The sequence below is a fragment of the Vibrio bathopelagicus genome, from assembly GCF_014879975.1.
GTDB classification, from domain to species: domain Bacteria; phylum Pseudomonadota; class Gammaproteobacteria; order Enterobacterales; family Vibrionaceae; genus Vibrio; species Vibrio bathopelagicus.
In genome coordinates this window covers 3,017,779-3,030,679 of the sequence record NZ_CP062500.1, presented here as the reverse complement: position 1 = coordinate 3,030,679, position 12,901 = coordinate 3,017,779, and the positions used below count along the sequence as shown (strand labels likewise).

The 12,901-nt window shown below is 45.8% G+C and carries 11 protein-coding genes; 4 read left to right on the top strand and 7 right to left on the bottom strand.

Annotation, left to right across the window (positions count from 1 at the left end):
* The first annotated feature begins 86 nt into the window (after positions 1 to 86).
* Together IHV80_RS13325 and IHV80_RS13320 are read left to right on the top strand one after the other, a co-directional pair.
* The gene (locus IHV80_RS13325; protein WP_192889362.1) at positions 87 to 1,004 is read left to right on the top strand and encodes an ABC transporter ATP-binding protein; all 918 of its coding nucleotides are present in this window, start codon (positions 87 to 89) and stop codon (positions 1,002 to 1,004) included.
* Between the two features lies 1 nt (position 1,005).
* The gene (locus tag IHV80_RS13320; RefSeq protein ID WP_102437696.1) at positions 1,006 to 1,776 is read left to right on the top strand and encodes an ABC transporter permease; all 771 of its coding nucleotides are present in this window, start codon (positions 1,006 to 1,008) and stop codon (positions 1,774 to 1,776) included.
* A gap of 112 nt (positions 1,777 to 1,888) precedes the next feature.
* On the opposite strand, the gene panC is transcribed toward IHV80_RS13320, so the two are convergent.
* From panC to sfsA, 7 genes are all read right to left on the bottom strand, one after another.
* Positions 1,889 to 2,779 (bottom strand): pantoate--beta-alanine ligase, encoded by an 891-nt coding sequence (gene panC / locus IHV80_RS13315; protein WP_192889361.1) that lies wholly within the window; start codon positions 2,777 to 2,779, stop codon positions 1,889 to 1,891.
* An 8-nt stretch (positions 2,780 to 2,787) separates the two neighbouring features.
* Positions 2,788 to 3,582 carry a 3-methyl-2-oxobutanoate hydroxymethyltransferase gene (gene panB, locus IHV80_RS13310; RefSeq protein ID WP_192889360.1) on the bottom strand — a complete coding sequence of 265 codons (795 nt, stop codon included), beginning with the start codon at positions 3,580 to 3,582 and terminating at the stop codon, positions 2,788 to 2,790.
* 22 nt (positions 3,583 to 3,604) lie between these two features.
* Positions 3,605 to 4,090: a 2-amino-4-hydroxy-6-hydroxymethyldihydropteridine diphosphokinase gene (gene folK, locus IHV80_RS13305; protein ID WP_102543635.1), complete on the bottom strand. Its 486-nt coding sequence runs from the start codon at positions 4,088 to 4,090 to the stop codon at positions 3,605 to 3,607.
* The gene (gene pcnB, locus IHV80_RS13300) at positions 4,087 to 5,442 is read right to left on the bottom strand and encodes a polynucleotide adenylyltransferase PcnB (protein ID WP_065110811.1); all 1,356 of its coding nucleotides are present in this window, start codon (positions 5,440 to 5,442) and stop codon (positions 4,087 to 4,089) included. Before pcnB ends, folK begins: the two co-directional genes overlap by 4 nt.
* A 183-nt stretch (positions 5,443 to 5,625) precedes the next feature.
* Positions 5,626 to 6,501, bottom strand: coding sequence for a tRNA glutamyl-Q(34) synthetase GluQRS (gluQRS, locus tag IHV80_RS13295; RefSeq protein ID WP_192889359.1), 876 nt, complete (start codon positions 6,499 to 6,501; stop codon positions 5,626 to 5,628).
* 144 nt (positions 6,502 to 6,645) lie between these two features.
* A complete protein-coding gene (gene dksA, locus IHV80_RS13290; protein ID WP_192889358.1) occupies positions 6,646 to 7,092 on the bottom strand; it encodes an RNA polymerase-binding protein DksA in 447 nt (148 codons plus the stop codon).
* Between the two features lie 135 nt (positions 7,093 to 7,227).
* On the bottom strand, positions 7,228 to 7,953 hold the full coding sequence (gene sfsA, locus IHV80_RS13285) for a DNA/RNA nuclease SfsA (protein ID WP_192889357.1): 726 nt from the start codon (positions 7,951 to 7,953) through the stop codon (positions 7,228 to 7,230).
* Between the two features lie 94 nt (positions 7,954 to 8,047).
* Between sfsA and hrpB the strand changes: the two genes are divergently transcribed.
* Together hrpB and mrcB are read left to right on the top strand one after the other, a co-directional pair.
* Positions 8,048 to 10,486, top strand: a complete 2,439-nt coding sequence (hrpB, locus tag IHV80_RS13280; RefSeq protein ID WP_264158439.1) for an ATP-dependent helicase HrpB — start codon at positions 8,048 to 8,050, stop codon at positions 10,484 to 10,486.
* The gene (gene mrcB / locus IHV80_RS13275) at positions 10,483 to 12,882 is read left to right on the top strand and encodes a penicillin-binding protein 1B (protein ID WP_192889355.1); all 2,400 of its coding nucleotides are present in this window, start codon (positions 10,483 to 10,485) and stop codon (positions 12,880 to 12,882) included. Before hrpB ends, mrcB begins: the two co-directional genes overlap by 4 nt.
* Positions 12,883 to 12,901: the final 19 nt, after the last annotated feature.

Sequence of the window (12,901 nt, the reverse complement as noted above, 5' to 3'; positions counted from 1 at the left end):
GTGTTCAACTAGCTCGTTTTAAGTTTCACTCTCTTCCTCATACTCGGTCATCAACATCTATCTATAGCAAATGGCAGTCTATCTCTATGTATGCATTAGAAATTGAGCAATTAAGAAAAACTTATGCAGGGGGCTTTGAGGCTCTCAAAGGCATCAGTTTACAAGTGAAAAAGGGCGACTTTTACGCGCTCCTTGGTCCAAACGGCGCGGGTAAATCCACGACCATTGGTGTTATTTCCTCTCTCGTGAACAAAACCTCAGGCAAGGTTAGAGTGTTTGGGTATGACATCGATACTGATCTTGAGCTAGCAAAGCAGAACTTAGGATTAGTGCCACAAGAGTTTAACTTTAACCCTTTCGAAACCGTTGAACAGATTGTTCTTCAACAAGCGGGTTATTACGGTGTGCCGAAGACTTTAGCTAAAGAGCGCGCGAAAAAGTACTTATCTCAACTCGATTTGTGGGAAAAGCGTGGCGAACGTGCGCGTAACTTGTCTGGTGGTATGAAGCGTCGTTTGATGATCGCTCGTGCACTGATGCATGAACCTCATTTGCTGATCCTTGATGAACCAACAGCGGGTGTTGATATTGAGCTGCGTCGTTCTATGTGGGAATTTCTGAAAGAGATCAACGAGAAGCAGGGCATTACCATTATCTTGACTACGCACTACCTAGAAGAAGCTGAAATGCTGTGTCGCAACATCGGTATCATCAATCGCGGTGAGCTGATTGAGAACACAACCATGAAAGCGTTGCTGGGTAAGTTAAGTGCTGAGACCTTTATTCTTGATCTTGAAGAGGGCACTGCAGAGCCTAAGCTTGATGGCGTGAACAGCCAAGTAATGGTCAATGGCTCGCTAGAGATCGAAATCGACAAGAACCTAGGTTTGAACACTATCTTTGCTCAATTGACAGAGCAACAGGTAAAAGTCCTTTCTATGCGTAACAAAGCGAACCGTCTAGAAGAGCTATTTGTGAGCATCGTGCGTGAGGGGAGCAAGTAACATGCATAAATTATATTGGACAGCTTTTTGTAGCTTGTTGACCAAAGAGGTGAACCGATTCACTCGAATTTGGGTGCAAACGCTGGTTCCACCTGCGATTACCATGACACTTTACTTCATCATCTTCGGCAACTTGATTGGTGCTCGTATCGGTGAAATGAACGGTTTTAGTTACATGGAATACATTGTGCCGGGTTTAATCATGATGTCGGTGATCACCAACTCATACTCTAACGTCGCTTCGTCGTTCTTTAGTGCGAAATTTCAAAAGAACATTGAAGAGCTGCTGGTGGCCCCCGTTCCTAATTACGTGATTATCGCTGGCTTCGTGATGGGTGGCGTGGTGCGTGGCTTGTTAGTGGGTACGATTGTAACCTTCGTATCACTATTCTTTGTTGACCTGCAGGTTGAACACTGGGGTGTGATCATTGCGACGGTATTTTTGACCTCGATAGTCTTTTCTCTTGGTGGTTTGATTAATGCGGTATTTGCACGCACGTTCGATGATATTTCTATTATCCCAACGTTTATCCTGACACCGCTGACATACCTTGGTGGCGTGTTCTACTCAATCAGTCTATTGCCTGAAGTTTGGCAGAGCGTGTCGAAGTTGAACCCTATCGTATATATGGTAAACGCGTTCCGCTATGGCTTCTTGGGTGTGTCTGATGTTGGCATCGTGACTTCATTCAGCGTACTAGGTGTGTTTATTGTGGTGTTGTATGGAATTGCTCACTACCTAGTGACAAAGGGCATCGGCTTACGTAGTTAATGCATTACTTGTAAGTTTTGGAATGACAGGTAAAGAAAAAGGTCGATATTACATCGACCTTTTTTGTGTTCTGCGTTTTGTGCTTTTGTTTCGCATCTAGAGCAGGGAGCGATTATTCCGCTGTTTCTTCTTTCACTTCTTCTTTCGTTTCCGTGACCAAATCGAGAACTTGGTTATCGATAAGACGAGTCTTACCTAGGAAAGCTGACATCAAGATAACCGCTTGAGTCGATTCTGAAGTGATGGCTTGCAGCGTTTTAGCATCGCAGATGAAAATCTCATCAGGTTGCAGGTCTGCAGCTCTAAGTTGGTCGGTTGCGTCTTCAATGACAGATGCGTAATCGTCACGGCCGCCACGAATAGCACTACTGATCCAACGCATAGTACGAGCAAGCACAGGTGCGCGTTGGCGCTCGTCGATAGTCAGGTTGCTATTGCGAGAGCTCATCGCAAGTCCATCCATCTCACGAACGGTTGGTACGCCGATAATTTGGATATCTAAAGCAAGGTCCGTCGTCATATGATTAATGACCGCAAGCTGTTGGAAGTCTTTCTCGCCGAAGCATGCAAAGTCTGGCTGAACGATATTAAACAGCTTAGCAACAATCGTCGCCACACCACGGAAGTGGCCTGGGCGAGATGCCCCTTCAAGCATGTGCGAAATACCAGGTACTTCAACAAACGTCTGTTTGTCTAATCCATCTGGGTACATCACTTCTGGCGTTGGAGTAAACACAAGCTCAACACCTTCGCCTGTTAGTTTGCTTAAATCAGCTTCTAACGTTCGAGGGTAATTGTTCAGGTCGTCAGCGCGGTCAAACTGCATTGGGTTAACGAAGATGCTCACGACAACAATGTCTGCTAATTCACGCGCTTTCTTTACCAGCGTCAGGTGACCTTCGTGAAGGTTTCCCATTGTTGGTACAAAAGCAACGGTACGTCCATCACGCTTAAACTGTTTAATCTGCTCGCGAAGAGCCGCTATTTCAGCAAAAGTTTGCATAGTAACTCCTAAGCTATTGTATGAGCTTCATCAGGGAAACGCGCGCTCTCTACTTCTTCTTTATATAGAGCGACGGCTTTACGCATATCGCCCGTTTCAGCTAAGAAGTTCTTAGAGAACCTTGGCATATAAGTCGCAGAGATACCGAACATGTCATGCATCACTAAGATCTGACCATCGGTAACGTTGCCAGCACCAATACCAATTACTGGTACATCACAAGCTTCAGTAATGCGTTTGGCTAATGATGCCGGAACACATTCAAGTAATACGATTTGAGCGCCAGCATTTTGCAGAGCTAGCGCGTCAGCAACCATTTTGTCTGCTTGCTCATCGTCACGGCCTTGAACTTTGTAACCACCAAAGATGTTCACTGATTGAGGGGTTAACCCCAAGTGAGCACAAACGGGAACAGCGCGCTCTGTTAGCATCTTCACGGTATCAACCAACCAGCTTCCGCCTTCGATTTTAAGCATGTTTGCACCAGCTCGCATTATGGTTGCAGCGCTCTCACAAGCTTGCTCAGGTGTGGCATAGCTCATGAATGGCATATCAGCCATAAGAAGACAGTTTGGGCTACCAGCACGCACAGAGCGAGTGTGGTAAGCAATTTCTTCGACTGTTACTGGCAATGTGTCAGTTTGGCCTTGTAAAACCATGCCTAGTGAATCACCGACAAGTAATACGGGGATCTCTTGGCTTTCGAATAATTGAGCAAAGCTCGCATCATAAGCTGTCGACGTCGCGAATTTACGGCCTTCTTGTTTGCACTTGATAAGGTCGTTAATGGTTACTTTTTTCATTGGGTTTCCTTAATGCGCTTGGCTATTGTTGCCAAACATTGAGCCCATTTTGATCGACTACTTTGAGTAGTTCGCTCAGCTCAGTCCCATCAGGGAGTTGTAAACTTGGTGCGATTTCAGCAAGCGGGTAGAGTACAAACTCTCGTTCTTTCATTCCATAATGAGGAACGGTTAAGCGCTCTGAATCGATCACCTCATTGCCGTAAAGTACAATGTCGAGATCCAAGGTTCTTGGTCCCCAACGCTCGTCTTTACGGACGCGCCCTTGCTCTAACTCGATTTTTTGAGTGCAATCAAGCAGTTCAATTGGCGTTAATTCGGTTTGAATTGCCACTACCGCGTTGATGTAGTCGGGTTGATTTTGCGGCCCCATCGGAGTGCTACTATATAGCTTGGAGGTCGCAATAAACGTTGATCGCGGTAGGCTTTTTAGTGTTTCGATAGCCAAATTTGCTTGGCTAACTGGGTCGGCAAGGTTGCTGCCGACCGCAATATAAGCCGTTATCATTCGGATTGCTTACTTTTTTTATTACGGTAAGTCTTACGGCGACGATGACCTGATTTTGATGGTGCCGCTACGTCGTTAGCCATGGCTTGGCGCATATTGCGACCGGCTGTTTGATAACGCTCCCACCATTTTGCTAACTCTTTGGTTTCGCCACCCTCGATTTCGCCACGCATTTCTAGGAAATCGTAGCCTGCGCGGAATTTGTTCAGTTCCATTAGGCGTACAGCACGTTTACCGTTGCGACGTGGAAGTCGAACCTGCAGCTGCCAAATTTCACGAATAGTCGCGGTGTGACGACGAGGAATCGCAATCGACTTAACTTGCTGATCAAGGATGATGTTACTTGCTTCCATGATCGCATCGTAGTGCGCCATGCCTTGTTCAGCGACCAACTTGTCCGCTAGCTTATTCATTGGGTACCAAAGAATCGCTGCAAACATGAAGGCTGGGTTTACTCGCTTGCCATCGTCTATACGAAGGTCAGTTGAATCGAGTACTAAATCAAGCATCTGCTCGGTATGAGAATCATAACCTTCAGTGAAGTGCTCAGCTACGGCTGGGAACATCTGTTGGAATAGATTGTACTCACGCATTAAGTGGTAGGTTTCTAAACCGTGTCCTGATTGCAGTAACTTAAGTGATTCTTCGTAAAGACGCGCAGCTGGAATATCTTTTAGAAGGTGTGCCAACTCTTCGATTGGGTCGGCAGTATCTTCTTCAATATCGAAATCCAGTTTAGCGGCGAAACGCATAGCACGTAGCATGCGTACCGGGTCTTCACGGTAACGAGTTTCAGGATCGCCAATCAAGCGGATCAGTTTATCTTCTAAATCTTCGATACCACCCGCGTAGTCGTGGATGCTGTAATCGGCAATGTTGTAGTACATCGCGTTAATTGTGAAATCGCGACGTTCTGCATCTTCGTCGACGCTGCCATAAACGTTATCACGTAATAGCATGCCTTCTTTCGATTGTGCAGACACGTTTTTCGATGGCTCTTGATGGTGGCCACGGAAAGTTGCAACTTCGATGATGTCGCGACCAAACATGATATGTGCCAATCGGAAACGGCGGCCAATTAGGCGGCAATTTCTAAACAGGTTTTTGATCTGTTCTGGCGTAGCGTTGGTTGCGATATCAAAATCTTTTGGTTGAGAACCCAATAAGATGTCGCGCACACCACCACCGACTAAAAATGCATCAAAACCCGCCCCATTTAGGCGATATAATACTTTTAGTGCGTTGTCGCTGATCTGCTTGCGTGAAATATTGTGCTCTTGACGAGTATAAATATTCAGTGCTAATTCGTGGAATCCGCGTTGTTCGCTTGGGGTATTGTCGTTTGTATTCATTAGTTTAGAACAAAGTAGGTATCGCCAACTTTGTTTTTCTCTTAGTCCAAAGTGGTAGTGCAGAGTTTAATTGCGGCTAATAATAGCTTAGCGCGAGCCATTTGAGAACATCGTCTGCTTAACCACAGTTGTTGGTTATGGCATTTTTATGTGTCGTTTTTGCTATTTAGCTCTGAACTCGGGTTAATCACGGTGTTCTTTTTGTAAACTATCAGGCAATTGAGCAATGCTCCATTGCTGGCAGCCCCAAAACAAAATCTCGTCAATTGAAGCACTCAAAAGGGCTTCGGTGATATCAAAACCTAAGAATCGCATCGCATTAATTAGCGTCGGTTTCGGATTGTCGAGATCTATCGCAGTTGCATGATTTTGTTTTGACAGTTTATTACCCAAGCCATCGGTTGCCAATGGTAAGTGCAAGTAACTGACTGTTTTTTGTTTGAGTGTTTTATATAAACTAATTTGACGGCCTGTCGGCTCAATCAAATCGGCTCCTCGCACTACCTCTGTGATGCCTTGATCGATGTCATCAAGCACGACAGCCAAGTTGTAAGCGAATAAGCCATCTCTGCGTTTTATGATGAAATCTTCTTCAGCCAGTGCTTTCGGTATATGAATTTCACCATGGCGAATGTCGGTAAACGATTCAATAGGATGTGCCATAAGCAAGCGAACGGCTTGATCACCTGAATCAATTAACTCAGCCTTACGGCAAGTCCCAGTATAAAAGCCGCCAAGGGCTTTGATCTGTTTACGAGTGCATTGGCAATAGTAGGCTTGGTTATCGGCTACCCATGTATCTATTTGAGCTTGGTAAAAATCATGACGCTGGCTTTGATACACCACATCGCCATCCCAAAATAGATGATAAGCCTCAAGTGTTTTGAGGATGAGTTCTGCAGCGCCAACCATTTCTCTTGGTGGATCAAGGTCTTCCATACGAACCAACCATTGTCCTTGGTGTGATTTCGATTGAAAGTAGCTACCTAGTGCGGCAACCAGTGAGCCAAAATGAAGAGGACCTGACGGTGATGGTGCAAAACGCCCGATATAACTCATGAGTGAAAACCTAGTCTGGATAGAACAACAATAACCATTTGTTGGTATTGGTAGCTATTTGATAATGAGATAGCACATGTTGAAAATAGCTTTCAATACAAACAAAAAAGGGAGCAAAAGCTCCCTTTTTTACATCAGCAAGAATTAACCTTGCATTTGTTTCTCTTTGATCTCTGCAAGTGTTTTACAGTCAATACAAAGGTCAGCTGTTGGACGAGCTTCAAGGCGACGAATGCCGATCTCAACACCACAAGAATCGCAGAAGCCAAAATCATCTTCTTCAATCTTATCTAGTGTCTTTTCAATCTTCTTGATAAGACGACGCTCACGGTCACGGTTACGTAACTCTAGGCTGAACTCTTCTTCTTGAGAAGCACGGTCAACTGGGTCTGGGAAATTCGCTGCTTCGTCCTGCATGTGGTGCACAGTACGATCAACTTCTTCCCTGAGCTGGTTGCGCCAAGCTGCTAAAATTTTTGTAAAATGTTCCGTTTGCTCAGGTGACATGTACTCTTCACCTGGCTTTTCTTGGTACGGTCCAACACCTGCGATGGCTAGGATGCCTAGCGCTTTTTTCTTAGATTCTGGCATACAGCATCTCCTATTTACACCTAGTCAACTGCAAAGCAGCTAATTTTAAGGCGGGTATCTATAGCAGAAAGATCTGGTTCTGGCAAATACTCTTATCCAAACTTGTAGTCAAAGTGATTACTTCATCATCTTTGTCTAGCTATTGATAAATTCAACAGCCTGTTTTAGTTGTATTTGAGTACTGCTGAGCTCTGCTTTATAGCAAAGCACTTCAACCCCAGCGTCTTGTGCTTGTTTTAGTAATAACGAATATTTGGCGTCTATATGGTGTGCTGCAGATACTTTTTCAATACCTGAATGTAAAACAGTGAATAAAAGTACGGCTCTACTTCCAGATTCTGCCATTTCTGTGAGTTCACGCAGGTGTTTTTGACCTCTGGTGGTGACCGAGTCAGGGAAAAAGCCTTGTCCTTCGATTGACGTTTCTTGCTCATCAAGCAAAGTGACACTTTTTACTTCGATATAACAAGGTGGCTTTTCACTGTCTTCCAGCAGAATATCAATTCGACTATTCTCACTGCCATATTTCACTTCAGTTCGTAAAGCGTCATAGCCTAAGAGTTCAACTATAGTCTTATTTTCAATTGCTTCCACTGCTAGCTGGTTCGCTCGCGCAGTATTTACACAAATTCGATGACCTTTATCTGTTTCTGAGATCTCCCAACTGTTTGGGTATTTTCGCTTTGTATTATCTGAGGTTGAATACCAAACCGTATTACCGGGTGTGGCGCAGCCAGTCATGGCTCCGGTGTTCGCACAGTGAATCGTACGCTCACTGTCGTCAGGCAATGTGATATCAGCGAGAAAACGTTTATAGCGTTTAATAAGAGTCGCTGGCTCTAAAGGGGGATTGAAGTGCATATTACTTATTTAGACAGGTGGGTTTTTATGTACAATGTTGCCAACATTACACCACAAGGTTCTCCCATTGCCACAACTGCCCATAGAAGCTGTGATGCCAGATCTGCTCGCTGGCATAGAAACACATACTCAACTTATTCTAAAGGCCGCTCCCGGTGCGGGTAAGTCAACGTTTTTCCCTCTGCAGTTGGTAAAAACCAATGCTGTTAAAGGGAAGATTATCATGCTCGAACCAAGGCGCTTAGCGGCTAGGAATATTGCGACTTACTTAGCGAGTCAATTGGGAGAGAAGGTGGGAGAGAGTATTGGTTTTAGAGTTCGTGGTGAATCAAAAACCAGTAGTGCAACGCGTTTGGAAATCGTCACTGAAGGGATCATGACCAGAATGATCCAAAGTGACCCTGAACTGACCGGGGTGGATATGGTGATCTTTGATGAATTCCATGAACGCAGCATTCACGCCGATACCGCATTAGCGTTTAGCTTAGAGATCCAAGAAGCGCTGCGAGATGATCTCAAGGTGATCGTGATGTCAGCGACATTGGATCAACACGCACTGCAATCTTTGTTGCCCGATGCCAAGTATGTTGAATCTCAAGGTCGGACTTTCCCTGTCGATTTCCGTTATCAGCCGTTAGGCTCGAATGAATATTTAGTACCTAAAATGGCAAAGGTGATTCAATCTCTGATGGAGAAAGAATCGGGCTCACTTTTGGCTTTTTTTCCGGGTGTCTCGGCAATAAAACAAGTTGAATCACAGCTTGGACAACTTGCTAGTGATATTGATGTATGTCCTTTGTATGGACAGTTGAGTTTTGAACAGCAGCAGAGAGCCATTGCGCCGTCAAAACAAGGTCGCCGAAAAGTGGTATTAGCCACTAACATTGCGGAAACCTCTTTGACGATTGAGGGGATTCGTTTGGTGGTCGATTCGGGACTGGAACGAGTCGCAAAGTTCGATCTTAAAACCGGAATCACCAAACTTGAGCAAGTGAAAATCTCGCAGTCTTCAGCTGAACAACGAGCGGGTCGTGCAGGGCGAATCGAAGAGGGCTTGTGTGTTCGCTTATACAGCGAGACACAGTTGGTGCAACAACCATCCGTTCCAGAACCTGAAATACTTCATTCCGATCTCTCTTCGCTGGTGGCCGAATTGACGCAATGGGGAGCAAGCTGTGCTGATGAGCTTCATTGGTTAGATGTTCCGCCACAGGCATCGATTGAGCAAGCGACAGAACTGTTACAAGAGCTTGAATTATTAGATGGTAATGGACAATTTACTCCGGTCGGTAAGCAAGCTCAGCGCTTGGGCATTGAGCCTCGTATCGCCAGTATGTTGATCAAAGCGCAGCAAAACAGCCAAGCCTTGTTGAATGTCGCGATTGTCGCTGCTGCTTTGCTCGAAGAGCCTGAACGTAACGTGACGGATATTCAGCATTCGCTGCATCGACTTGAGCAAAGAAAGCACTCGAAAAACAGTGTCGTGATGCAGCGAGCGAAAAGTCTCGCCTGCAAACTCAATCATCACTTAGATTTGTCACAACTCGATGAATCATTGCTACCATTAGTGCTTTGCTTGGCCTTTCCAGACCGCATTGCCCAATCGAGGAGCGCGACTGGCTGTGCATTTCGTCTGGCCAATGGCCATGGAGCCGAGGTTCGTGATGATGACCCGTTGGCAAACAACGAATACATCGTGGTGATTGATTTGATGCGCACTGCTGGACGAGCAAGTCAGATATTTTTAGCGACGCCGATTGATATTGTGCAGCTTGAGGCTTCATTCTCCGGTCTTTTTACGCGTGAAGATTATGCGGATTGGGATGAAAAACGCGGTCGCTTGGTTGCTGAAGAAAGGGTATTACTGGGTAAGCTGATTATCAGTACGAAACCTTTGCCAGAGCCTGACTCTGATCAGATAAGCCAAGCGTTGTTGAATTATATCGCTCGACGCGGACTTGAAAGTTTAAATTGGACGGCTTCTGCTAAACAGCTTGTTGAGCGCGTGCGCTGTGCTGAGTTGTGGCTGCCTGAACAGCAGTGGCCACAAATGGATGAAGCGAGCTTACTGCGTCATCTTGATGAGTGGCTTTTACCTTATTTGAATGGTATTAAGTCGGCAAAAGGATTGACGAGTATCTCGGTCGAGCAAGCATTGTCGGCTTATCTTGGCTGGCCTCTGAATCAAGAAATTGATCAATGGCTACCTACGAATTACCTGATGCCAACGGGCAGTAAGAAGTCGATTCGATACCAATATCAATCGGAGCCAATGATCTCTGTTCGAATGCAGGAAGTCTTTGGTGAGCAAGATTCACCCTTGATTGCCCAAGGGCGTAAAAAGGTGGTGCTTGAGTTATTGTCTCCTGCGCAACGACCACTGCAAATCACTCAGGATTTAGCTGGCTTTTGGGCTGGCGCGTATAAAGAAGTTCAAAAAGAAATGAAAGGCCGTTACCCCAAACATCCTTGGCCGGATGACCCTGCTAATCATGTAGCAACCACTAAAACCAAACGACAGTTGAACCGATGATGACCAAAATGTTAACGCCGAAAAAGGCACCACCTAAAAAAGCGCCAGCAAAAAAGTCACCAGCGTCCAAAGCCAAGCCAAGAAAACCTAGAGCTACAGCGAAGAAAGGTAAGGCAAAAGCCAAGAAAACGGGCAACAGAGGTTGGCTGAAGACCCTATGGGGCATCGCTTGGAAGATGGGTTTAGCGACGGCAGCTCTGTTGTTATTTGTTGGGATCTATTTGGATTCGGTGGTTAAGCAGCGCTTTGAAGGTCAACTGTTTGATTTGCCAACCGTTGTCTACGCTCGCGTGTTGGACTTATCTCCGGGTACAGCTGTTAGCTTGGTGCAAGTCAAAAATGAACTGGACGTGCTGAATTACCGCAAGGTGAACTCTCCTCGTCATCCGGGTGAGTACTCTTCCTCTTCAACCAAGATTGAAATGATTCGTCGTCCGTTCGAGTTTGTCGATGGGCCAGAAGCGGATCGTCATGTAATGTTGCACTTCAATGGCAACGAGTTAACTCGTATCCAATCGCTAGAGAAGAAAGGCGACATGGGGTATCTGCGTGTTGAACCGAAAATGCTTGGAATGCTTGAAAAAAGCAACGATGAGCAGCGCTTGTTCTTAAAACGTAACCAGTTCCCTGAAGTGATGGTTGACGCATTGCTGGCAACTGAAGACCGAAATTTCTATCAGCACGATGGTGTATCGCCGTTAGCGATAGCACGTGCCATGGTGGTCAACGTTAAAGCCGGCCGAACGGTGCAGGGTGGTAGTACGCTGACTCAACAATTAGCCAAAAACCTCTTCTTATCCAGTGAACGTACCTTGTGGCGTAAGGTTCGTGAAGCGTATATCGCATTGATCTTGGATCATCGTTACAGCAAAGACCGTATCTTAGAAGCGTATTTGAACGAGGTTTATCTTGGGCAGAATGGTGGTGAAGCGATCCACGGTTTCGGCTTGGCATCTCGTTTGTATTTCGGCCAACCGATTCAAGAACTTAGAATTGATCAGTTAGCTTTACTGGTGGGTATGGTTAAAGGACCATCGTATTACAACCCAGTCCGTTACCCTGAGCGTGCTAAGACAAGACGTGATTTGGTTCTACGTTTGTTGATGCAGCAAGACATATTGACGCCTAAGCAGTATGAAGAGGCCGCGAGTCGTGACCTGGATATTCAAGACAACCCGCGTATTGCCAGTCGTCAACCCGCTTATTTTCAGCAGGTTAATATTGAGCTGAAGAAATACGTGGGCGATCGATTTGAGGCTCAAAAAGGCATCAGGGTTTTTACTTCTCTTGATCCGGTCTCCCAAGACAAACTGGAGAAATCAATAGCACGTAAGGTGCCTGAACTGTCTAAAACGGCGGGTAATAAGCTCGAAGCGGCTGCGATTGCCGTTGATAGAAATACTGGTGAAATCCGTGCGATGGTCGGCGGTAAGCGCACGGGTTATGACGGTTTTAACCGCGCACTGAATGCAAGTCGCCCGATTGGTTCTTTGGTGAAGCCAGCTATTTATCTGACAGCATTAGATCAACCTCAGAAATACACGCTCGCCACAACCTTGATGGACACACCACTGAGTTTGAAGGGCAGTAAAGGCAGCGTGTGGAGTCCTCGAAATTTTGACCGTAAGTTCCGCGGAGACGTGCCGTTATATGTGGCGCTTTCTAAGTCTTATAACGTACCAACAGTTCGCTTGGGCATGCAGCTAGGTATCGATAGTGTTTCCAATACGATTGAGAAATTGGGTGTCGATAAAAACGAAATTCGTCCGGTACCATCCATGTTCTTGGGTTCGTTCTCGCTGACACCTTTCCAGGTTGCTCAGATGTATCAAACAATTACCAACTCTGGTCGTATCGCGCCATTGTCTGCGCTTCGCTCTGTTATTGATAGTGAAGGTGAGGTGTTGTATCAATCGATTCCTCGTGTTTCACAAAGCGTTGATCAACAAGCGGCTTGGTTAACAACGTATGCGATGAAGCGTGGCGTATCAGAAGGTACAGGCCGTTTTCTACAAGGTCAGTTTGCATGGGCGGGATTAGCGGGTAAAACCGGCACGAGTAATGACAGCCGAGACAGTTGGTTTGTTGGTGTTGATGGTCGTGAAGTAACGACGATTTGGTTAGGTCGAGATGACAATAAACCGACTAAACTAACAGGTTCTAGCGGTGCGTTGCGTGTCTATGCCGATTACCTGAAACAAAGAACACCAGAACAGCTATTGCTGCCTTGGCCAACAGGAATTGTGACCGCAAGCTTTACTCGAACTTCTGAAGGGTCGTTAGAGTTTGACTGTGATGGTGCGGTGAAATTGCCGGTTTGGGATGAGAGTGGCAGCATTAAAAAGGGTTGCGAAAGTCAACCAAAACAGTGGCTAAAGAAGCTTTTTCAGTGGTAAAGTCATCACAGAAAAGAAT

Excerpts from the sequence above, each read along its gene's own strand:
- gluQRS (WP_192889359.1), bottom strand. The coding sequence starts at position 6,501 with ATGAGTTATATCGGGCGTTTTGCACCATCACCGTCAGGTCCTCTTCAT.
- hrpB (WP_264158439.1), top strand. The coding sequence starts at position 8,048 with ATGCCAGATCTGCTCGCTGGCATAGAAACACATACTCAACTTATTCTA.
- IHV80_RS13325 (WP_192889362.1), top strand. The coding sequence starts at position 87 with ATGTATGCATTAGAAATTGAGCAATTAAGAAAAACTTATGCAGGGGGC.
- dksA (WP_192889358.1), bottom strand. The coding sequence starts at position 7,092 with ATGCCAGAATCTAAGAAAAAAGCGCTAGGCATCCTAGCCATCGCAGGT.
- mrcB (WP_192889355.1), top strand. The coding sequence starts at position 10,483 with ATGATGACCAAAATGTTAACGCCGAAAAAGGCACCACCTAAAAAAGCG.
- panC (WP_192889361.1), bottom strand. The coding sequence starts at position 2,779 with ATGCAAACTTTTGCTGAAATAGCGGCTCTTCGCGAGCAGATTAAACAG.
- panB (WP_192889360.1), bottom strand. The coding sequence starts at position 3,582 with ATGAAAAAAGTAACCATTAACGACCTTATCAAGTGCAAACAAGAAGGC.
- pcnB (WP_065110811.1), bottom strand. The coding sequence starts at position 5,442 with ATGAATACAAACGACAATACCCCAAGCGAACAACGCGGATTCCACGAA.
- sfsA (WP_192889357.1), bottom strand. The coding sequence starts at position 7,953 with ATGCACTTCAATCCCCCTTTAGAGCCAGCGACTCTTATTAAACGCTAT.
- folK (WP_102543635.1), bottom strand. The coding sequence starts at position 4,090 with ATGATAACGGCTTATATTGCGGTCGGCAGCAACCTTGCCGACCCAGTT.
- IHV80_RS13320 (WP_102437696.1), top strand. The coding sequence starts at position 1,006 with ATGCATAAATTATATTGGACAGCTTTTTGTAGCTTGTTGACCAAAGAG.